The following is a 20,425-nucleotide window of genomic DNA, read 5'->3' on the forward strand; positions in this document are numbered from 1 at the left end:
GCTGTCCCCAGTGGGTGTCACGGCAGTTCGGGCTACCTTCTGACGGTGGGCGCGCAGCGCGGCGGAGTTGGGTCGGGCAGCAGGCCGTGTGCGTCAGGAGACCACCGGGCCTCCGACGATCGCGTGGCGGCAGAGCATGCACTCGGCGTCAGGGCAGCGGGTGATGCCCTGATCGGCGGCGATGGCGGCTGTCGCGGCGGCAAGAACCTGCCGGGCCGGATAGGCGCGCCAGTGCGAGGCGCCGACGACGACGCTCCGGGCGAGCGGGTCGAGGAGTGGTTCCAGCTGCGGGAACCCTTCGGAACAGGAGCCCACCTCGACCATGCGGACCTTGCCGTCCTCGTCGCGCGCCCACCTGCGGAACAGGCGGCGACCTGACCGCTGTTCGGCCAGGTGTAGTGCCGTCATGCGGTCCAGACCCACGCCGACGAGCAGGATCCTGCCGTCGTGGTCGGCCAACTCGCGGATCGGCCCGTACACGTCGTCGGGGCTCTGGGCGTCGATCAGCTCGGCTGCCTGCGGACCGATGGCGGCGAAGGAGTTCAGCGGATGCCTGCCACGTACGGCGCCGACTCGGCCGATGAGCACGGCGGGGAGCACGCCCAGTCGGTCGTTGATCAGCCCGCAGTCGATGCGGTAGGGAAGGTCCTCCCGGCAGGTGTTCCACATGGGTGGGGCGGTGTAGTCGAGGCCGTTGCGCGCCGGACGCATGTCGGGAGGAGCGGGCAGCCCGAACTGTGGCTCCGTGAACGCGGGCGCCATCACGGTGCATCCGCACTTGAGCAGCGCGTCGAGCAGTGCGTCGGCGCCGCCGTCGATCGCCGTTCCGAAGGACCGCAGTGATGTGTGCAGCATGACTGGGCGATTCGCGAGGTGCAGGTCATTGACGGCGGTGCTGAAATGATCGCCGAGGATCACGTGAACCTCCACTTGGTCAGGCGGGATGAACGGCGTCGACGATCCGGCCCTGCCGAAGTTCGCTCAGCGCCCATCGGGTCGTCTCGGTGTCGGGGTGGTCGTCGCCCAGGGTCCGGCTGCGGCGCTCCAGGACACGCCGGTAGATGGACTCCGCCTCGGCCCGGCGGCCCTGGCGCGCGATCGTCCAGGCGAGTTCGTGCAGGGTGAGCAGCACGTGGGGATGATCGGCCTCAAGCACCTGACGCAGGTCGAGGAGGTTCCGGTACAGTCCCTCGGCCTCCGCCCAACTGCCCTGTTTGGCGGTGATCCACGCGATGGCGTGCTGGGTCTGGAGTGTTTGCGGAGCCCTGTCGGGAAGGACCCGCTGCCGATCCCGCAGGACGTCCTCGAAAGCTTGGCGGGCTTCGCCGAAGCGGCCCTGCTGGGCGATCGCATAGGCCAGCTCGTGGCGCGTCGTCAGGGTGTCCCGCGCGTCTGGCGCGGTATGGATCAGACGATCGCGAAGGGTGTCCCGATAGCGCTGCTCGGCCTCGGCCCACCGGCCCAGCCGACCGGCGATCCACCCGAACTCGTGGCGGCTGTCGAGGGTGTCAGGATCAAGATCGCCCAGCACACGCCGCCGAACGCCGAGAACGTCCTGGTAGATGGCCTCCGCCCGAGCCAGACCCCCCGCGTCGGCAACCGCCCAGGCGAGCTGGTGCCTGACGCGCAGCACCGCGCGATGCTCCTCGCCCAGCGCCGCGCCGCGTGCCAGGGCGATCTGGCACAGCGTGCCGGCCGCTCTGCCTGCGCCGCTGTGGATGAGGGCTCTGGCCGTCGTGGCTGCGACGTCCATGAGCAGGGCAAGATGATCCTGGTCCACTCGATCGGCGGCGGTGTCGAGCATGGCCAGCAGGTGCTGGCCGAGCAGCCGGTACTGGGGCCAGTGTTCCGGTCGGCCGAAACTGAGCTCCCCCAGCGCACCCACCAGATGCGCGATCGCGGAATGCCAGACCTCCGGTCCTTCGAGGTGGGCACGGTTGGCGTCGGTGACGACAGGGTGAAGCGTGATCGACGCCGGGCTCTCCTGGATCAGGCCCACACCCCTCAGCCCGTCCAGCGCTTCCCTCAAGCCGGTCATGGGCAGGATGCGGGTCGGGATCGACTCGGGCGCATAGCAGCTGGCGAGCCTCATCAACTCCCTAGCCTGGGGAATGCCGTGGCGGGCCAGCCCGTCCAGGGAGAGTTCGGCGGTACGGTCCACCATGCTCCCCTCCAGGCTGCCGAGGGCCTGGTCGTACGCGGCGAAGGTGGGCCACTGCGCGACCCCGGAGCGCAGGTACCTTCCCGCCAGGTGGAGGGCGAGGGGGAGCCCGCCGAGCCTTCGTGCCAGAGCCCGGGCGTCGGTCTCGTCACCCGCCTCCGGTGCGAGATCGCGAAGGACTCGAGCAGCGTCGGCCATCCCCAGCTGGCCGACCGTGAAGAGCTGCGCCCCGGTCCACATCCGCTGGTCGCTCTCCCGGCTGGTCACCACGACCAGGCCACGCCTCGACGCGCGCGCCCAACCCGCGCCGTCCTGCACGCCCGCTGGCGAGTCCGCTGCCGCGAGCGTCCAGGGATCGTCGGCGTTGTCGATGACGAGCAGCCATTTGCGCGGCGAACCTTCCAGCAGGCGCCAGAGTCGGTCCGGGCCGTCAGCTGCCCCCTTGGCGATTGAGTCGACGTCGGTGCGGCTTCCACCAAGGTCCCGCACCACGCTGGTGAGGCCCGCGGAGAACCCGGCCAGGTCGGCGGCGGAGACCCACCAGACCTGCCGGTCCCAGCTCCGCACCTGCTCAGCCAGGGCGGCGGCCAGCGTGGACTTCCCCGCACCGCCCATCCCGACGAGCACGGCAGGGCCGTCCTCAGGCTGACGCGCCAATGCCACCAGTTCCTCCAGCAGATCGCGGCGCCCTCGGATCTCCGCCTGCGAGCTCCGCGCCGCAGCAGAGGCCAGGTCCCGTCCCGGTTCCTCGACGAGGTCGACTTCCCGGTCGATCCACGCCCTCAGGTCGTCCAGGCCGCGCTGAAGATCGAAGGGCGGGACCGACCCGGACCCGGCGGCACGGGCGCGCCGGTAGATCTCAGTGAACGTGAGCGGAATCCGCTCCTCGTTGTCGCTCATGAAGCAGGCTCCTGTTCTTCCTCGTCGTCGATGAACGGCACCAGATGACCGACGCTGGCCCTCAGTTGCCTACGTGCCTCCAGCAGATGGCCGCGGACCGTGCTCGGTGCCAGCCCGAGATGCTCGGCGACGCGATTGGGGGCCCACGACTCGCCCCAGACCAGTGACGCGACGTTCCGCCGTACCGGTGGCATCTGTTCGATCACCTTCCAGCACCTGGCCAGGGCAATCGCGAACTCCGCGCGCTCGCCCGTGTCGTCGGATCGGGAGTGCGGATGGGAGACGTCGGCGGTCAGGTCGACCACCTTCTGCTTTCTCCAGAGGTCGATCGCCTTGTTCTTGAGCACCCGGCGCAGCCACTTCCTGCGCTCGTCGGGGCCGTATCGGCCGACCTTCTGCCAGGCATGGATCGCCTCGTGAAACGTCGTCTGGACCAGGTCCCAGCTCTCGGACATCCGGCCCAGCGAGTTCGAGCAGGCATATCTGTACAGTTCACCGGCTTCCTGCCGGTAGAGGTGCTCGATCTCGTCGAGTTGTTCCCTGGTGAGTTTCGGCCGCGACCTGGAGGAACCCACATCATGTCCCTGGCTGCTGTCGGCGCTGATCCGAGTCGACACTCCAAGCCAACCGAACAGCCTGCCTGCCAGGAACATCCGAACAGATCGTGATCAGCCCTGCCGGGGCCGCGCGGGCGAGGGTGATCAGGGTTTGTCGCGCCTGCCACTCGACGAGCAGGCCCATCGCGGTCCAGACGGCCAGCAAGCTCGCCATCAGCGCGGTCGACTGCCAGGTCAGGGTGCCCGCACTCAGAACGGTCAGCACCGCCAATGTGTCGTGTCTCGGGGGAAGAATATTCAACACGCTCTACTGACGGGCGACCCTCTCCCGGCGTTTGGTCCGCCGCCGGGAAATCGCCAACGCTGCGGACGCTGTCGCGTCATTCAGCCAGACCTGAGGGGTGTGCCCCACTGCGGCGACAGTGGCCGGGCCGGCGCGGCGTGCAGACCGGCACCGCCGGCCGGTCGTGGCTGATCACCTCGGCCGATCACCAGGCCGGCCCATCGCCTCACGGCAACTTGGTCGCCTCTCGGCGGTGGGCACGCAGAGCGGCGGCGTCCGGACGGTCCGCCGGACGGGCCGGGAGGCGCAGTTCCTCACCGTGCCAGCTCGCGTAGTGCGCCGCCTCCGCCTTGACCCGGACAAGGAGTTGCTCGTCGATCCAGATCAGGCCGCGGTCGAAGAGGTTGTGCACGTCGGCCCGGAGCAGCAGACCATTGGTCACCCTGTTCGTGGCCGGTCCGTCGTACGGCGAGATGTGGGCGGCCTGGAGGGCAGCCTCGGTGTCGCAGCCGGTGATCGCGCAGCGCCGCCCGTACGCCTCGATGAGCCTGCGCCGGAAGTCGGCCTGCCCCTGGCGGGCGGTGACCTCCGCGAGCCGTCGGCGACGCCCCTCCGGCAGGGCCTCGGGCTCCGGCGCGCTGCGCGCTTCCAACGCGTCTACGAGTCGGTCGACCTCCGTCGCACTCATCCCCCGCACACCACGCACCGACCCGGCGGACACGGGCACGTCCTCCCCGCTCTCGCGGAGATGCCGGGTCAGTTCGGCGTTCCACCGGATCGCCACCCGCCACTCCAGCCCGCTTTCGGTAGTCGACTGGTACGGGTCGTCCCACGCGACGCCCGCCGCGACGAGGCGGGCGGGTGGTTCGGTGGTGCACGCCCAGATCCGGTCTCCGGCGGCGATCTGGTGGTAGCCGGCGGAGAACTGCCAGTCGACCACCGCGTCGCTGTGGAAGTACTCCCAGACGTCGCGGTCCTCCCCCTTCGGGCTACCGCCCACGTTCACGGGGTAGATCCAGTCGGTGGGTTCGTGCCGGCCGAGCACCGCATCGGCGAGTTGCTGATTGTGTCCGCGAGCATGCAGGGTCCGCGACCGGAGCAGCGGTTCGGTGAGGGCACGGGCGGCGAGAACGACGCCTTCGTCCCCGAGTGCCGTGATCAGGTCGTCGACGCCACCGGCAAGGCACTCCTGGTCGGGCCCGGCATCGACGTAGTCAGACGGCCATCTGGTGATGGCGGGATGGGCCGCCCGGAAGCCTGTTGGCGTCCAGTGCCGGTCGAGCACCGCCTTGCGGACGACCATGAAGCCCTCGGCCCGGGCATCGGCGGCCGGCCCGGTCGGCTCGTGCAGCACGAACGTCTCCATCGTCTTCATGGAGACCGCCGACAGTCGGGGCGGGTTCGTCCTGGTGCCAGGCAGGCAGGAAAGCGCCCAGTACTCCCGCTCGATGGTCGCCGCGTCCGGCACGACCGCGTCGAGGTAGGCCCGGTTGGCCGCCACCACGGAGTCGAAGTACGGGCCGTCGGCCAGCCGCTCGAAGCGGCTCGCCGCACCCGTGGACGTGACCCGCTGCCCCGGCAACAGCTGGTTGAACGGTGGAGCGATCCGGGTGAGAAGGGCGTCCTTGAGCGCCTTCGGGTCATCCGTCTCCCGCCACCTGATCTCGCACCCGCCAAGCCACGCGGCGATCTCGGCTGTGGTCGCCGGCCGTCCGAATTCGCGGTCGAGCAGCTCACCGACCTGCTTGTGCAGCACCGACGAGCCCCGGTTGCCCCGCAGGTGGGCCCCGAGTCGTTCCCGGAGGGTCCGCCCGGTCTCACCCACGTAGACAATCTCGCCGTCGAGGATGACGACGTGTGCCCCTGGCGCGAGCGGCGCCTGGGCAACGGTGTCCCGGGTGAACGGTTGTGGGTCGGAGAACACGGCGAGCAGACCGTCGGGAGTGGAGTCCGGCATCCCGGGAGGCTACCGACGCCGACGCCTCTGCGTGGTCCTGCCGGGGCCGTCCCGGGGGCGATCTGGTGCGGCACCGAGAGCTTCCGCAGGTCGCCGAGTTCGACCCGGTCCGGTAGCCACCGGTTGATCAAGAGGTTTGCGCCAGTATTCCGGTTCCGGGCTGACGCAAACCTCTTGATCAACGCGTATGGTCAGCCGATGCGCTGGCGGGGGCGGGTCAGGGCGAAGCCGACCACACCCGCGACGGCGGCCAGGATGCCGCCCGCGATGGTCCAGTACCAGCGGGACGACAGACCCGGCCACCGAACCCAGTCGAACCAGCCGTCCTCCTCGTCACCGGCCGCCGCCGGGTGCGGAGTGCTGGCGGTCGGATCGTCGACGAGCACCTTGCCCGGGTTCACCGCCGGGACCAGGGGCTCCTTCAGATCGCCGCCCTCCGGCTTGGTGTCGCCGTCGGACTCCACCCCGACGAGCAGGCTCACCTCGATCGGCAGGCCCAGCTCCTGCTCCGGCAACTCGATGCCGGACAGCCGGACGTAGTAGGTGCCCGGCAACGGGTCACCCGACCACGGCTCGGCCCACGAGCGCACCTGGCGCAGCTCGCAGTCGAGGTCGACGGTGGCGACACTCTTCGACGCCACCGGGGTCTGCGCCCCCGCGACACACGCCTGCCGGCGGCGCAGCCCGTCGAAGACCTCGACCGTCCAGGTGGAGTCGCCCTTCCGGCTCGCCGCAGCGGGCAGCGACACGGTGGCCGCCACGTGATGGGTGTCCCCCGCCGCAGCCGTGAACGACCAGTACAGGTAGTCGCCCACGGAGGCACCGACCCGTACCGGCTGGCCGGGACTGATCCCGGCGGCGGTGAGGAACGAGGTGCCGGCCTTGTTGATGGTGGCGGCCCCCGGTGACGGGGTGGGCGTCTGCGCGCTGGCGGCGGCCGGCAGCGCGACGGCGATACCGGTGGCGGCAAGCAGCACCGCCGCCCGCCGGGCCGGGATCAGGGCCGGAGCCTTCCGCATCGTCATCGGGTCCTCCAGACCGCTACCCACCAACGGGTCAGCCAACCAACGATCAACCCACTGAGCAGACCCGCGAGGGTCAGTACGCCCAACAGCACCCAACCTCGACCGAGACCCGGACTGTTCGGAGCGGGCGACGCGTCGACCACGTCGATGGTCAGTTCGAGCGGCATGCCCGGAGCCTGACCGGCACCCGCCTTGGCGGAGAAGGAGTTGCTGACCACCAGGCAGACGACGGTGGGCTCGGGAGCCTTCTCGGTCGAGTCCGTGAAGATGCCGCCCTTGTCGTCGTCCTCCGCCTCCTCGTCGTCGTCGGCCGCCCCCGACCAGCGCAGGCCGGTCGACAGCACGTCGGTACGACCGCTGCCAGCGTCGTTGCCTCGGACCAGTTCCCGCCCGTCGGTGGCGGTGGCCCGCAGTAGTACGCCGTAGTCCCGGTTCAACGGCCGGTCCAGGCCGATGCTCACCGAGGCCCGCAGCTCCTGCCCCGGCTGGACCGGGATCCGGTACCACCGGTGCTCCTCGAACCGCTCCCGGTCGGTGTAGACACCGGGGGTGAGCACGGGCGCCTTGGCACAGACGTCGGTGCCGGCCACCTTCGCCGGGGTCCTGGTGTGGGTGTCCTTGGCCCGTTCCACGATCTGCTTGATCCGCCGGGTCAGGTCGTCCTTGCTCTGTGCGGAGGTGTACGTCCCGCCGGTCGCCGAGGCGATGCAGACGAGCTGCTTGCGTACCTTCTCGTCCGGGATGAGGCCGAGCGTGTCGACCACCAGGTGGGTGCCCTGGGCGGCCAGTTCCCGGGCCACCTCGCAGGGGTCCGGCGGCGCGCAGGTGTCCTCGCCGTCGGTGATGAGCACGATACGCCGGGTGGTCTCGCCGGAGCCGAGGTCCTTGGCCGCCTCGCGCAGGGCCAACCCGACCGGGGTGAAGCCGGTCGGACGCAGGGTGGCGATGGCGTTCTTGGCCTTCACCCGGTCGACCGGGCCAACCGGTACGAGCTGCTGGGTGTCCTGGCAGCCGACCTTCTTGTCGTCGCCACCGTAGGTGGCGCCGAGGACGCGGATGCCGAGATCCGTCGTCTCGGGCAGCGCGTCCACGACGTCGTTGAACGCCTCCTGGGCAACCGCTATCCGGGTACGCCCGCCGATGTCCTTGGCGCGCATCGAACCACTGACGTCGAGCACGAGCTCCACTTTGGGCGGTTCGACGGGTTCGGTCTCGTGCTCGTCGGCGTAGGCGGGGGGCACGCCCAGTGTCGAGAAGGCGGCCAACAGTCCTAACAGGACTATCGGGAGCCGTCGTTTGATGATCACGGCGCCGATCCTAGTGATCGCCACATTCGTGGCTGATCGGGCGGCATCAACGCCCTCCACTCAGGACCATTCGGTCTGCCGGGCCTGCGAGCGCTCTTCGGTGTGCCGGGTCTGCCAGGTGCGCAGCGCCTCCTTGATGCGGTGGTTCTCGTCGCGGGTGAGGTCGAGCTGGCGGCTGCGGTCGCGCAACTCGTGGGCGAGGCGGCACAGCAGGGCGTCGACCTCGTCGACCCGGTAGCCGCGCCGGCCGAGCGACGTACGCGGCAGCGTGACGTCGAGGACCCGGTCCGGGGTGAGCGGGCCGGGCAGGGCGTGCCGGCTGCGGTAGACGGCCATCAGGGCACCATCTCCGCCGGCAGGTGGATATGGTCGGCGGGCACCCCGGCGGCGAGCAGCCGCAGTCGCGCGCCGGCCAGCATCGGTGGCGGGCCGCAGACGTAAACGTCATCCTCAGGGCGGTGGTGGTCGAGGGCGATGGTGAGGGCGTCGCCCTGCTCGGCGGGCTCGGCGCCGGGGTCGTGGCTGAAGGCCGGTATGACGGTCAGCCAGTCGTGGGCGCGCTGGAGCTTGTCGAGGCTGGGCGCGTCGTGCAGGTCCGCGAAGGTGCGCGCGCCGACGACCAGGGTCACCCGTCGGCCGTCGGGCGCGGCGGCAACCTGCTCGACCAGGGCGCGTAGCGGCGCCAGGCCGGTGCCACCGGCAACGAGCAGCAGGTCTCTCTGCGCGGACGCGTCCAGGCGCAGGCCGGCGTCGCTCGGTGGGCCGAGCCAGAGCAGTTCGCCGGGGCGCACGTCGTGGACGAGGCGGTGGGCGACGGCGCCGGCGGCGATGGCGCGGACGTGCAGCTCGACGGTGCCGTCCGGGCACGGGGCGTTGGCCGGGGAGAGCCAGCGCCAACGGCCGGGCCGGTGCGGCGTGCAGACGGGGACCGCCTGACCGGGCTGGTGGGGCAGGCGCTGCCAGGGGCGTACGGTCAGGATCGCGATGGTGTCGCACGGCTGGTCGTGGCCGATCACCTTGGCGGGCCACCAGGCCGGCCCGTCGCCGGCTCGGGTGGCGGCGCGGCGCACGGGTTCGGCGGCGCGGCGGCCGGCGCGCTCCCAGGCGTCGGTGAGCTGCGGCATCCACAGTGGGCGGGCGTGCCGGGCGACCGCGGCGAGCAGCGCGTCGCCGATGGTCGCGGCGTGCGGCAGCAGGTCGTGCCGGCGGTACGCGCGGCCGAGCACGGCCAGCAGCGCCGCCCGCCCGGCGGGATCGTCGCCGCCGACCGTGAGGCGACCGAGCGCGGCGAAGAGCAGCGACGCGTCCCGTTCGGGGAGCAGGCCGGGGCGGCGGTCCTCCAGGGTGCACCAGAAGTCGTCCGCGCCCTTGTCGACGGCCTTGTCGACGGCCGCTTCCCAGGCGGCGACGATGTTCACGCGCCCACTTCCCCGGCGAAGGCCCGCCGGGCGCGGGCGATTCGATCGTCCGGCACGTCGAGCGCCCAGAGCACCCCGGCCAGGTAGTCGACGATGCGCCGGTGCTGTTCCTCCGACAGGCCGAACCCGCGCCACGGATCCGTCGTCGGCTGGCCTTCGAGGGCCGCGGCGAGGCCCGCCGCCAGGTGCGCGCCGAGCCGCTCCAGGTCGACCCCGATGAGGTACGGCGACAGTTCCGCGTCCGCCACCACGAGGCGCAGCCACTGGCCGACCGCCTCCTGCGCGGTCATACCCAGCCACCCTGCTCGACCTGGGCTTCCGTGAGGCCGGCTGCCTCCAGGGTGGCGCGGCCCCAGCGGGCGAGGCGGCAGGGGTACGGGACGCGCTCGCTGCGGCACAGCTCGCCCTGCGGCCAGCTCTCGGGCACGTGGATGCGCACCGCCTGAACGGCGATGGCGAAATCCTCGTCGGTAACCGGTGTGAGTACCGGAAAGTCGTCGATCAGAGTGGGCACGCCAGCTCCTTGCGTGGTGTGTAAGGAGGGTGCCCTTGTTAACGGATCCGGTAGAGGAAGGGCCCCTTGCTCACAGGTGGAGTGGCGCCGGAGCGGGCGGGAGCGGAGTTGTGCCGTTCGGGGATCGACGCAACTCCGGAGCCAGCACCCGCCCCGGGCCATGCGTTCACCCTTTCGGAGCTGCGGGAAGACCAGAATGACCACGCACTGCACCTGGCCGGTAACTGCGCTGCACCTGCTGCCGGTAAGGTGCACGATGACCGATCTCGACATGATCGAAGGCGGCACGATGACGCCCGTGCAGCGATGGACCGGCCGTGAGACGAAAACACTCCGCTACGCGCTTCGCATGAGCATCCGTGACTTCGCCGTGCACCTGGGCGTGGCACAACGGACCGTTTCGAAGTGGGAAGCCGGCGGGGAGAGCGTGAACCCCCGTCCTGAAATGCAGGCAGCCCTGGACACCGCCCTCGCCCAGGCTGCTGACGAGGCGCAGCGCCGATTTGCCTCGGCGCTACATCAGGCGAAACCGACGGCCCCAGACTCCGTTGGCGGGCTCGACCTTGGGGCCGCCGCGCGTCAGCAGGTTGCGCGGACTCGTCAGGCCCTCGGTCTGAGCGTCGGAGACTTCGCCGCCGTGCTGGCCCGAACGTTGACGTGGCGGCCCACCGGTGACGACGTCACCAACTGGGAGACGAGCACGGTCCCACCCGGGGACGTCGTACTCGCGCTATCCGCGATTCTCGACCCGTCCGCCGCAGCCGGCGAGGGCACGGACCGGTTCGGTGACCTCGTCGCCGTCCACCCGAACCGGTCCGAGTTCTCCACCGACCTGCCGCCCGACCAACTGCTCGGCGGCGCGAGGACTGTGCGTGCCGTTGGCCTGTCGCTCAACCTGCTGGCGCAGGGTTACCCGGATCGCCGCTGGCACGACCTGGTCGAGGCCGGTGCGCACGTCCGCCTTCTGTTCCTCGACCCGGCTGGTCAGGCTGTCCAGGCACGCGAGGTGGAGGAAGGCTTTCCGGCGGGGCAGCTCTCTGGGCTGACGAAGCTCAACATAGAGACCCTCATGCGCGTGCGCGACCGGCTGCCCGATGGGCTCCAGGAACGCATGGAGATGGCCGTCTACGACGACACGTTGCGCTTCAACGTGGTTTTGGTTGACGATCTCTGCGTCGCTCAGCCGTACCTGGCAGAGAGCCGCGGGGTCGACTCCCCCACGTTCGTCGTCAGGCGCAGACAGGCTCGCGGTGGGCTGTATCCCGTGTTCGAACAGTACTTCGAGACGGAGTGGCGACGGGGGCAACAGTTGTGAGCGACTACGGGCAACTGTTGCCTGTTGCGATCGAGGCGGTGGCGCGGGCGGCCGAGATCATGCGGCGAAAGCCGCCGGGCGCGCTGACCGTCAAGGGCGACCGCGACATGGCCTCCGCACTCGACTACGAGATCGAGCGCGACATCCGCGAGCTACTCCGCGTCGCGACTCCCGACATCGGGTTCCTCGGCGAGGAGCACGGCGTGAGTGGGTCGGGAGACATGCAGTGGGTGCTCGATCCGATTGACGGGACGGCAAACTTCGTGCGAGGCATCCCGCTCTGTGCGGTGTCGCTCGGGCTGCTGCACCACGGCGAGGCTGTCCTCGGCGTCATCGAGTTGCCCTTTCTCGGCAACCGCTACGCCGCCGCTCAGGGCGACGGCGCAACGGTCGACGGCAAGCCGATCCGGGTGAGCGGGACGAGCCGGCTGAGCGAGGCGATCGTGGCGATCGGTGACTACGCCGTGGGCGACGGCGCTGCAGCCAAGAACCGACTCCGGCTCGCGCTGACCGCACGGCTCGCCGAATCCGTGCAGCGGGTGCGGATGACTGGCACGGCGGCGCTAGACCTGGCTTGGCTGGCCGAGGGCAAGCTCGATGCTGCCCTCACCCTCTCCAACCGTCCCTGGGACATGACTGCCGGAGTGGCCATCGCACGCGAGGCAGGTGCTCAGGTAGTGGACTGTAGCGGCATCAGGCACGATGCCAATTCGTCCGTGACCTTGGCCATCACTCCTGCCTTTACCAGTGACATTCTTAATTTGCTGCGTCGAGTTTTGCAAACGCCTCCGCTCGGGCAGGGCGGTAGCCGCTGCCGTCATCCATCTTGATGGACGGCACGTGGACGGGGTTCCGTCGATCTTTCGACTTAAGAACGAATCGAAGGACTGCGCCGGTCGAACAGTGTTTGGACACGTGACCGGCAGCCCTCGACCACCGCCGGTTCGATAAACTTCTCCGCCTCCGGTGGGTGTGCCAGAGTCGTCACAGAGAGCACCATCATAGACATGCCGAGCCGACACTAACACCTCGACTCCCAAGGCCGGTAGTGCAACTTCGAAAATCGAACTGTCGCACACTTGACAGTGACGTGCCCGGTGCCGCTTAACGCGTCTGATGCATCCTAGTGACCGCAGGCTGGTGGTCTGTCGTCGCGCTGCAAGGAAGAGACGAAAAGACTAACCCTTGGATACTGCTGGAGGTGTCGTGGACTTAATCGACGTGGCGGCCGTAACGAATGCAGGATTAGGAGCAGCCTTTACTTTCCTTTTCGATCGACTCGCCAATCTGATTGATCGCAAACCGAGCGAGCACGCCGAGCCCGCACCAGAAGTGACTGACGAGTGCAACTTGCTAGACAGTCAGCTAGAACCGTTGACGCCTCGTATGGACATCCTGGAGCAGAGGCGGCCAGAGTTTTTAGCCCTGGCAGGATCGCTAGGAACGTATCATCGCAACCCTGAACGGGTACGCCCCGACGATGGCGAATTGATAAGGCAGTTAAGCCAGCTTCGCGCGTTACTGGAGGAAACTTACGGGCAACGGATCACGTTCCGTGGAGAACAGCGCGAGACGACGGGCTCACATGTACGTCAGCGATCCGAAACAGTGTCGGGCTACATGGTGGGCGCCCAAGGGAGGGCAGCGGAAAACGCTGACATCGATCAGGAGGCTAAGAACATTGAGGCCGGCGGTTGGATGATTGGGGCACACTCAGACGATCTTCGACCTCACCTTTAGGGTGTCGTGGACAGACCGTGGCTGAAATAGAGTGACCGTAAGAATAAGCCTCACTGCGACCCTGCGGCTCCCCCACATGGCTATACACTTACCAAGGCGAAGGCGGAAGCGTTATGACCACGGAGGACCTTGACAGGCGTTTCGGATCGGCCGCGAGCGGAGGCGATGCCGAGGTCGTCGAGGAAATCTTGCGACCGACAGCTACGTCGCATCTCTCGCTCGCCGAGTTTCCGCCCCAAGCACCTGCAGTGGCTCTGAACGACAGGGAGTCGATCGAAACTGATGGCGATCACCCTGCATCTCCAATCCCTAATGCAAGCATTATGGAAAAGAGTAGCTCGGTTGATCATAATCTTCAACAACCGGTGCGGTCCGACCCAACCCCCTCCTCAACTCAGCCACGGCAGACATATCAGAGCGTCGTAAACAATCACGGCGTAGTTGCCTCCGTAGTAAATATCGTGCGGAATTTGCTTAGGGAGCACCTTCTTCCTGTTGACTACATCCGAGACCGTGTCGACGCCTACATTCGGCCACATAACTTCGAAGAGGCCGAGGCGAAGCTTCAGGCACATCGCGTACTGGTGTTGATTGCCGCTGCAGATCATGGCCGACATGACGCCGCCCTGACTCTCCTGAATAACGTGGGAAGCCTAACGCTACGTGAGGTAGAGCGCGAAGTAGGAGACACCGTCAGCTTCGACGCTATACCCCATGAACGGAATTCCGGGTGGATTCTCGACCTGCGCGAGGATCAGCGAGTTCCAGAATCCTACGGCAGGACTCTTAGTTCGCCATCGGTCGCGCAGAAACTGGAATCCTATAGCTCATACCTTGTGGTGATCATGCCGCCTACTCTGTGGAACCAATGTTCAACCGGCGGATCCTCAATCGCCTATCATCTCCCTAAGCCTGACCCGATTGACATTGTGCGCAAACAATTGGCGTCAAGCATGACTCACGACCGATCTGTTGCCTGGCTCTCGGACGCCAGGATTAAGCGTCAGCTCAGCAGAGAGAGCCCGGCGCGCGCCGTCAAATGGGCGAGCAACATTCGAGAAGTGGAACTTCTTCCTGAAGAGGCCCTGTCTTTATCCAAGGAAGAATCCGGGGCGTTCTCCGACCCAGTTTACGAAGCGAAGATCCGGATGGTTCTAGCTGCGGCTGGGAACTGGCAGTCCGAGCTTACGGACTGGTATGAGAAACACCAAAGCTGCCAGGAGCGGGACTTCTTGCTTGCAGCAGCTGTACTAGAGCAGAAACCAGCAGGTGACGTCTTCACTGCTGTGGCGACGCTAAGTGCCGCAATAAACGGTCCCGTCCATGAAGCATCGGGACAGCAAGGACCAGGAATCTATCAGCTCGTTAAGGCTATCGAAGCGGGACTCGGGGAAAGCTCTCGGATCCAATTCCGCCAACCTGGATACGGCGATGCGGTCCTGGATTATTTCTGGGTGGACCGGCAACATCTTCAAACCAAGTTTCTAGATTGGATGTGCCAGCAGGCGCTGGTCGAGGCTTCGAGTAGCGCTGATCCGATGATCGCCAGCCGTGTTGCTACGTACGTGCTGAGGTGGACGAAACGCACACGCAGCCTTGATTTTCTGGTCCAGGTGTCTACGAGGTGGGCCGAACACGAAACCTTGACAGAGGTGGCAGCCGAGTTGCTAACCGCGGCAGCACTGGACGGTACCGTAGGGAAACTCGTACGCGATCGTCTCCTGGACTGGACCAAGCCGGGCCGTCAGCACTCGCCTGCATTCCTTCGCCTTGTTGCGACGGTATGCGGTAGCGGTTTCGCGCGCGTTCATCCCAAACTAGCATTGCTGAGGTTAAGCAATCTGACACAGAATGATGATCGGTCTGTAGCTGAAGCCGCTCAGACGGAGCTTACGAATCTGTGGCAGCAGCCAGAGCTGAGGAAAGACATTGTAGCGCAAGCGCGAATCAGGCTCAATGCTCACGATCAAGGTAGAGGGTCGCGCGTCGCAATGTTTACTGCATTGGCGGCGCTGCGGAACGACAAAGACTTGCCAAGTCTATTCTTGTATGCCTTGGACGGGAATAGCCAAACGTTCGAATTAATATCGACAGGCTGGCGTGAGTTGCTGCAAACAAGGCCGCTACTTCAAGACGCGGAAAGGACTATGTGTCGATGGCTTGACGCAGGCACGGAATCCTCCTCCGCGCAGGAGTTCCTCTCACGATTGCTAGGCTCCGCGACCAGTCCCCTAACGGATGAACACGACGATGCTAGGGCACGCATTACCTTGATTGCTATTCTTCACCGATGGAAGGATGGCTGGCCCGAGGGTCGTGGAAACTTCCCTGCTGGCTTCTTTGAGCAGACGATGCGACAGCTCCTTGTGCACGATACCTTCCGTCGACCGCTCGACGCCCCGCCTCCTGTCAATATGTCAGCAATTGAAAGAGCGCGCTAAGTGCGGATCCCATGGCGGAAGTCGTGGATACCTTCACAGGAGCAGTTCGTTGAAAAACTTCCAAGCAGTGAAGACGGGCTCTTCTTCAACGCCACGTTTTGCATCCGCTCGCTCCGGCGAACGAAGGCGCGAGGGCAATCGATCTGTGCTGCGAAAATAGGTGCCGCCGCCATCGACACTGCCAAGTTTGCTGTTTCTAAATATAGGTTGAATGTAGTAGAGCTGAACCTCGCTGAATTTCGGCTTAATGCTACGTTTGGCGAGGGGAATTGGCTGGACGATGAGGACGTCAGAGTTCAGTCGGTCCAGGTGCAACTCGCGGTAGACCAAGAAACTATCGCAACAGCGCTGACTTACAGGCAGCGGGTTCGTGAGGAGCGGTTCGCTGACTTCGTGCAGAGGACCGAACTTGCTCGACTCGCTCGCTTTAAGGATGTCGTACTTTCTGACCCCGGCAGCTTAATGGCGTATCGGCTAATGCGAAATCCCGACAACCCTCTCTCTCCTGCAGATCGCGCCGAAGCCGAAAGCACTATTGCCGCAGTATCTGATTACGATCCGTCATTGGTCTGGATTGTCATTGCCAAGGCTCTGGCTAGAATCGCAAACGACCTTACGGCTGATCAAAGTTCCGACCTGGCAGCCAGTCTAGTCACCCTAGCCCATAGGTACGGCTTTCCGGAGGAAGCTAAGGTCATCAGGGATGCGAAAGACCAACTTGGCTCAGCTGCATCAGCTACAAGCATTTACCCTAAAAACGACACCGGTCTTTAGCCCTGCGGCAGGGCAGCTTTTGTCAGCCAGGAGGGTTACCTTGCCCGGGTGACGAATCTTGAGCGGGGCGTCTACGAGCACCTCATCACGCATGCGCTGGCCGACCGCCTTCAGCACGTCGATCCCGCCCTCGTCCAGCACCACAAGCTCGATGCCGCCGACGCCCCCGATGCCCTCGCCCGTCACATCGCCGCCCTCGCCCACCGAGCCCTACACGCCGTCCCCACCGGCGACGACAAGCTCCACCGCCAGATCGAACTCGCCAATCGCATCGCCGACGCCATAGCCGCCGAAAGCCCGCAGGCATCAACGGCACAAGACCAGGTAACCGACGCCAAACACCTCCTGCACGCCATCGCCGCCCCGCCCACCCCACCCGCGCAACCAGCCTTCCCCCAACGCCCCACCACCCCACTCTCCACCGGCGCACTACTGGTCAACAGTCGCCACCAGCCACGCATCGGCCACGAGGTAACCCACGAAATGGCGTCGGCAGAACAAGTCGACCTGCTCTGCGCGTTCATCAAGTGGTACGGCCTGCGGATCGTCGAGCCCGCCATCCGCGAGCTGATCGCCCGGGGCGGCAAGCTGCGCGTCATCACCACGACCTACCTCGGCGCGACCGATCAGCGGGCCCTCGACCGGCTCGCCGAGTTGGGTGCCGAGATCAAGGTGTCCTACGAGACCAGGACCACCCGCTTGCACGCCAAGGCGTGGCTGTTCCGCCGCAACAACGGCATGACCACCGCGTACGTCGGATCGTCCAACCTGTCGAAGACCGCGCTGATCGACGGCGTGGAGTGGAACGTACGCGTCTCCAACATCGAGCAGCCGCACGTCATCGACACGTTCACCGCCACGTTCGAGGACTACTGGAACGACCCGGCGTTCGAGGACTACGACGCCGCCAGGGACGCCGAGCGGCTGCGCAACGCCCTCAGCGGGGAGCGGCGCGAGGACTCGCCCACGCAGATCGCCAACCTGGACGTGCGACCGTACCCGTACCAGGCGGAGATCCTGGCCGACCTGGACGCGGAGCGGCAGGTGCACGGCCGGCACCGGAACCTGGTGGTGATGGCGACCGGCACCGGCAAGACGGTCGTCGCGGCGCTGGACTTCCGGCGCCTGCACCGGAAAGGCCAGGTCGACTCGCTGCTCTTCGTCGCCCACCAGGAGCAGATCCTCACTCAGAGCCTGGCGACGTTCCGGCAGGTGATGCTTGACGGCAGCTTCGGCGAGACCCTGGTCGGGGGCAAAACCCCGACCAGGTGGCGGCACGTCTTCGCCTCCATCCAGTCGCTACACCGGCGGGAGATCGACCCCGAGGCGTACGACATGGTGATCGTTGACGAGTTCCACCACGCGGAGGCGCCGACGTACGCCCGTCTGTTGGAGCGGCTTCGGCCGCGCGTACTGCTGGGGCTGACGGCGACTCCCGACCGGTCCGACGGTCGGGATGTGCGGCGGTGGTTCGACGGCCGCGTCGCCGTTGAGCTGCACCTGTGGGAGGCGTTGGAGCGGCAGTTACTCGCGCCGTTCCAGTATTTCGGACTGCACGACGACGTTGACCTGTCGCGGCTGCGCTGGAAGCGCGGCCAGGGGTACGACCTCGGCGAACTCGACGGCCTCTACACCGGCAACGATGCCCGCGCGCGACTGGTGCTGAAGGCGGTACGCGACACGGTCGACGTGGACCGGATGCGGGCGCTCGGGTTCTGCGTGAGCATCGCCCACGCCCGGTTCATGGCGGAGTGGTTCACCCGGCACGGCGTGCCGTCGGCGGCGGTGACCTCCCAGGTCGACCGGCCCGTGCAGCATGACCTGCTGCGAGAGTTCAAGGCCGGCAAGCTGCGGGTGCTCTTCACCGTCGACCTGTTCAACGAGGGCGTCGACCTGCCGATGGTCGACACGATCCTGATGCTGCGGCCCACCGAGAGCGCCACGATCTTCCTTCAGCAGCTCGGGCGGGGGCTGCGCCTGGACGACGACAAGCCCTGCCTGACGGTGCTCGACTTCATCGGCGGGCAGCACGCCAACTTCCGCTTCGACCTGCGCTGGCGCGCACTGACCGGGGTCAGCCGCAGGGAGATCAAAGACGCCGTCGAGCAGGACTTTCCCTCGCTGCCCAGCGGTTGTCACATTCAGCTTGACCCGGTCGCCCGCAGGGTGGTGCTCGACAACCTGCGCACGGTCATGCCAACGTCGAAGAACGGCCTGCTGGCGGAGCTACGACACCTTGGGGACGTCAGCCTCGCCGAGTTCCTGCGGGAGACCGGCGTGGAGATCGAGGACGTGTACCGGTCGGCGAGCGTCGGCGGGTGGACGGGTCTGCGCCGGCTCGCCGGGCTGGACGCCTCCGCCCCGGGGCCGGACGACCGGGAGTTGGGCCGGGCCATCGGGCGAATGCTGCACCTCGACGACCCGGATCGGCTGGCACTGCTGGCCCGGGTCGCGGCGGGCGAGCGGCCCGACGCCGGGCGACTGTGGGACATGCTGCACTTCGACCTGTGGGGGCCGAACGCGCCGCTGGCCTCCTGGGAGGAGCGGCTGGCACGGCTGTGGGCGGAGCCGGCCCGCTGCGTCGAGCTGCGGCAGGTGGCCGAAGTGCTGCGCGACCGGATCCACCGGGTCACGCCGGAGCCGTTGTCGGCGGCGGTGCCGCTGCGGGTACACGCCCGCTACAGCCGCAACGAGGCGTGCGCGGCCTTCGGCATGCCGAACCCGGGATCGTTGCGAGAGGGGGTGAAGTGGCTGCCCGACGCCCAGGCGGACCTCTTCTTCGTCACCCTGGTCAAGTCGGAGCAGCACTACTCCCCCACCACCATGTACGCCGACCGCGCCATCACCGACAGCCTGTTCCAGTGGGAGTCGCAGAGCACCACGTCGTCGACGTCGGTGACCGGCCAGCGGTATGTCCACCACGCTTCACGTGGATCGACGGTGCACCTGTTCGTGCGGGAAACCCGGGTCGCGGACCGCGACCTGGGCGCGCCGGCCTACCTCTACGCCGGCCCGATGACCTACCAGGAGCACACCGGCGACCGACCCATGCGGATCGTCTGGCGGCTGGCGCACGCCCTTCCCGCCGACGTGTACGCCACCGCCCGAGCCATCGCCGCATGAGCACTCGACAGGAGGTGTTGGACCGGCTGACCTCCCTGCGGCTGCATCAGCAGCGCGGCCGGCGCGCACCGCACAAGCCACTGCTGGTGTTGCTGGCGCTCGGCCAGCTCGCCCGGGACGGTTCCAGCGAGCTGCCGTGGTCTCGGGCACAGGAGCGGCTCAGCGACCTGATTGCCGAGTTCGGTCCGGCGTCGAAGACCGGGCGGGCGCAGAGCGCCGCGTACCCGTTCACCCGGCTCCGCAGCGACGGCGTGTGGACACTGAACCGCGACGTACCGATGGACCTGGTTGGGCCGCTGACGGCCCAAGACGTGGTGGGGCGTCTCGACACCGACACCGAGTCGGTTCTACGCCGGGACCCCGAGTTGGTTCGGCGGGTCGCCCGTGCTCTGGTGGAGCAGCACTTTCCGCCCACCATCGTGCCCGACGTACTCACCGCTGCCGGCCTGGACCCCGACGACATCCTCCAGGCGCCGGGCGTCACGCTGGTCCCCGCCCGACGGCGCGATGCCTCCTGGCGGGTGGCGGTGCTACAGGCCTGGGACCGGCAGTGCGCGTTCTGTGGGTACGACGGTCAGCTCGGCCACGCCACGGTCGGGGTGGAGGCGGCGCACGTGCGTTGGTGGGCCTTCGACGGCCCGGACAGTCCCGACAACGGCCTGGCTCTCTGCGTGCTGCACCACAAGCTGTTCGACTTCGGCGCGCTGGGCCTCGACGCCGACCTGCGCATCGAGGTCTCTGCCGCGTTCACGGCGCGTACGCCGGCCGGTCGATCGACCTACGACCTGCACGGAAAGTCGCTCCGGCCCCGCCCCGGCACGCAGGTCCCCGCTGCCGACCACATCTCCTGGCACCGCCAGGAAGTCTTCAAGGGCGAATCCCTCGCCGCATAGGAACAGGTGCGGACGCC

Annotated in this window: 17 protein-coding genes; 7 read left to right on the forward strand and 10 right to left on the reverse strand. The window is 67.3% G+C overall.

The annotated features are described in order from the left end of the window. Positions 1-93: 93 nt before the first annotated feature. The 10 genes from GA0070608_RS04315 to GA0070608_RS04365 all read right to left on the reverse strand — a co-directional run bounded on the left by GA0070608_RS04315 (position 94) and on the right by GA0070608_RS04365 (position 10,122). Positions 94-855, reverse strand: a complete 762-nt coding sequence (locus GA0070608_RS04315) for an AAC(3) family N-acetyltransferase (RefSeq protein WP_245715685.1) — start codon at positions 853-855, stop codon at positions 94-96. Positions 856-934: 79 nt separating this feature from the next. Beyond that, positions 935-3,061, reverse strand: coding sequence for a tetratricopeptide repeat protein (locus GA0070608_RS04320; protein WP_091622036.1), 2,127 nt, complete (start codon positions 3,059-3,061; stop codon positions 935-937). Continuing rightward, positions 3,058-3,714 (reverse strand): RNA polymerase sigma factor, encoded by a 657-nt coding sequence (locus GA0070608_RS04325; RefSeq protein WP_091622039.1) that lies wholly within the window; start codon positions 3,712-3,714, stop codon positions 3,058-3,060. Before GA0070608_RS04325 ends, GA0070608_RS04320 begins: the two co-directional genes overlap by 4 nt. Before the next feature lie 413 nt (positions 3,715-4,127). Further along, positions 4,128-5,858: an HNH endonuclease gene (locus GA0070608_RS04335; RefSeq protein ID WP_091622048.1), complete on the reverse strand. Its 1,731-nt coding sequence runs from the start codon at positions 5,856-5,858 to the stop codon at positions 4,128-4,130. Between the two features lie 191 nt (positions 5,859-6,049). After that, the gene (locus tag GA0070608_RS04340; RefSeq protein ID WP_245715686.1) at positions 6,050-6,883 is read right to left on the reverse strand and encodes a peptidase; all 834 of its coding nucleotides are present in this window, start codon (positions 6,881-6,883) and stop codon (positions 6,050-6,052) included. Further along, positions 6,880-8,190: a VWA domain-containing protein gene (locus GA0070608_RS04345; RefSeq protein ID WP_091622054.1), complete on the reverse strand. Its 1,311-nt coding sequence runs from the start codon at positions 8,188-8,190 to the stop codon at positions 6,880-6,882. The genes GA0070608_RS04340 and GA0070608_RS04345 overlap by 4 nt, the downstream gene beginning before the upstream one ends. Positions 8,191-8,250: 60 nt before the next feature. Continuing rightward, positions 8,251-8,526 (reverse strand): DivIVA domain-containing protein, encoded by a 276-nt coding sequence (locus GA0070608_RS04350; protein ID WP_091622057.1) that lies wholly within the window; start codon positions 8,524-8,526, stop codon positions 8,251-8,253. Continuing rightward, positions 8,526-9,608, reverse strand: a complete 1,083-nt coding sequence (locus GA0070608_RS04355; protein ID WP_091622060.1) for an oxidoreductase — start codon at positions 9,606-9,608, stop codon at positions 8,526-8,528. The genes GA0070608_RS04350 and GA0070608_RS04355 overlap by 1 nt, the downstream gene beginning before the upstream one ends. Beyond that, positions 9,605-9,898 carry a cell division protein SepF gene (locus GA0070608_RS04360; RefSeq protein WP_091622063.1) on the reverse strand — a complete coding sequence of 98 codons (294 nt, stop codon included), beginning with the start codon at positions 9,896-9,898 and terminating at the stop codon, positions 9,605-9,607. The genes GA0070608_RS04355 and GA0070608_RS04360 overlap by 4 nt, the downstream gene beginning before the upstream one ends. Continuing rightward, positions 9,895-10,122 carry a hypothetical protein gene (locus GA0070608_RS04365; protein WP_091622066.1) on the reverse strand — a complete coding sequence of 76 codons (228 nt, stop codon included), beginning with the start codon at positions 10,120-10,122 and terminating at the stop codon, positions 9,895-9,897. Before GA0070608_RS04365 ends, GA0070608_RS04360 begins: the two co-directional genes overlap by 4 nt. 256 nt (positions 10,123-10,378) lie before the next feature. On the opposite strand from GA0070608_RS04365, the gene GA0070608_RS04370 reads away from it, so the two are divergent. From GA0070608_RS04370 to GA0070608_RS04390, 7 genes are all read left to right on the forward strand, one after another. Next, positions 10,379-11,437: a DUF5919 domain-containing protein gene (locus tag GA0070608_RS04370; RefSeq protein ID WP_141719404.1), complete on the forward strand. Its 1,059-nt coding sequence runs from the start codon at positions 10,379-10,381 to the stop codon at positions 11,435-11,437. After that, positions 11,434-12,267, forward strand: a complete 834-nt coding sequence (locus tag GA0070608_RS04375; RefSeq protein WP_091622074.1) for an inositol monophosphatase family protein — start codon at positions 11,434-11,436, stop codon at positions 12,265-12,267. The genes GA0070608_RS04370 and GA0070608_RS04375 overlap by 4 nt, the downstream gene beginning before the upstream one ends. Positions 12,268-12,643: 376 nt before the next feature. After that, a complete protein-coding gene (locus GA0070608_RS31865; RefSeq protein ID WP_141719405.1) occupies positions 12,644-13,177 on the forward strand; it encodes a hypothetical protein in 534 nt (177 codons plus the stop codon). Positions 13,178-13,425: 248 nt separating this feature from the next. Then, positions 13,426-15,618, forward strand: coding sequence for a hypothetical protein (locus tag GA0070608_RS31870; RefSeq protein ID WP_141719406.1), 2,193 nt, complete (start codon positions 13,426-13,428; stop codon positions 15,616-15,618). Next, positions 15,619-16,392: a hypothetical protein gene (locus GA0070608_RS31875; RefSeq protein WP_141719407.1), complete on the forward strand. Its 774-nt coding sequence runs from the start codon at positions 15,619-15,621 to the stop codon at positions 16,390-16,392. A 48-nt stretch (positions 16,393-16,440) separates the two neighbouring features. After that, complete coding sequence (locus GA0070608_RS04385; protein ID WP_091622083.1) at positions 16,441-19,515, forward strand: DEAD/DEAH box helicase; 3,075 nt, start codon at positions 16,441-16,443, stop codon at positions 19,513-19,515. Continuing rightward, positions 19,512-20,408, forward strand: coding sequence for a phosphorothioated DNA-binding restriction endonuclease (locus tag GA0070608_RS04390; protein WP_091622087.1), 897 nt, complete (start codon positions 19,512-19,514; stop codon positions 20,406-20,408). The genes GA0070608_RS04385 and GA0070608_RS04390 overlap by 4 nt, the downstream gene beginning before the upstream one ends. The last annotated feature ends 17 nt before the right edge of the window (positions 20,409-20,425 follow it).

The sequence above is a fragment of the Micromonospora peucetia genome, assembly GCF_900091625.1.
Classification (GTDB): Bacteria; Actinomycetota; Actinomycetes; order Mycobacteriales; family Micromonosporaceae; genus Micromonospora; species Micromonospora peucetia.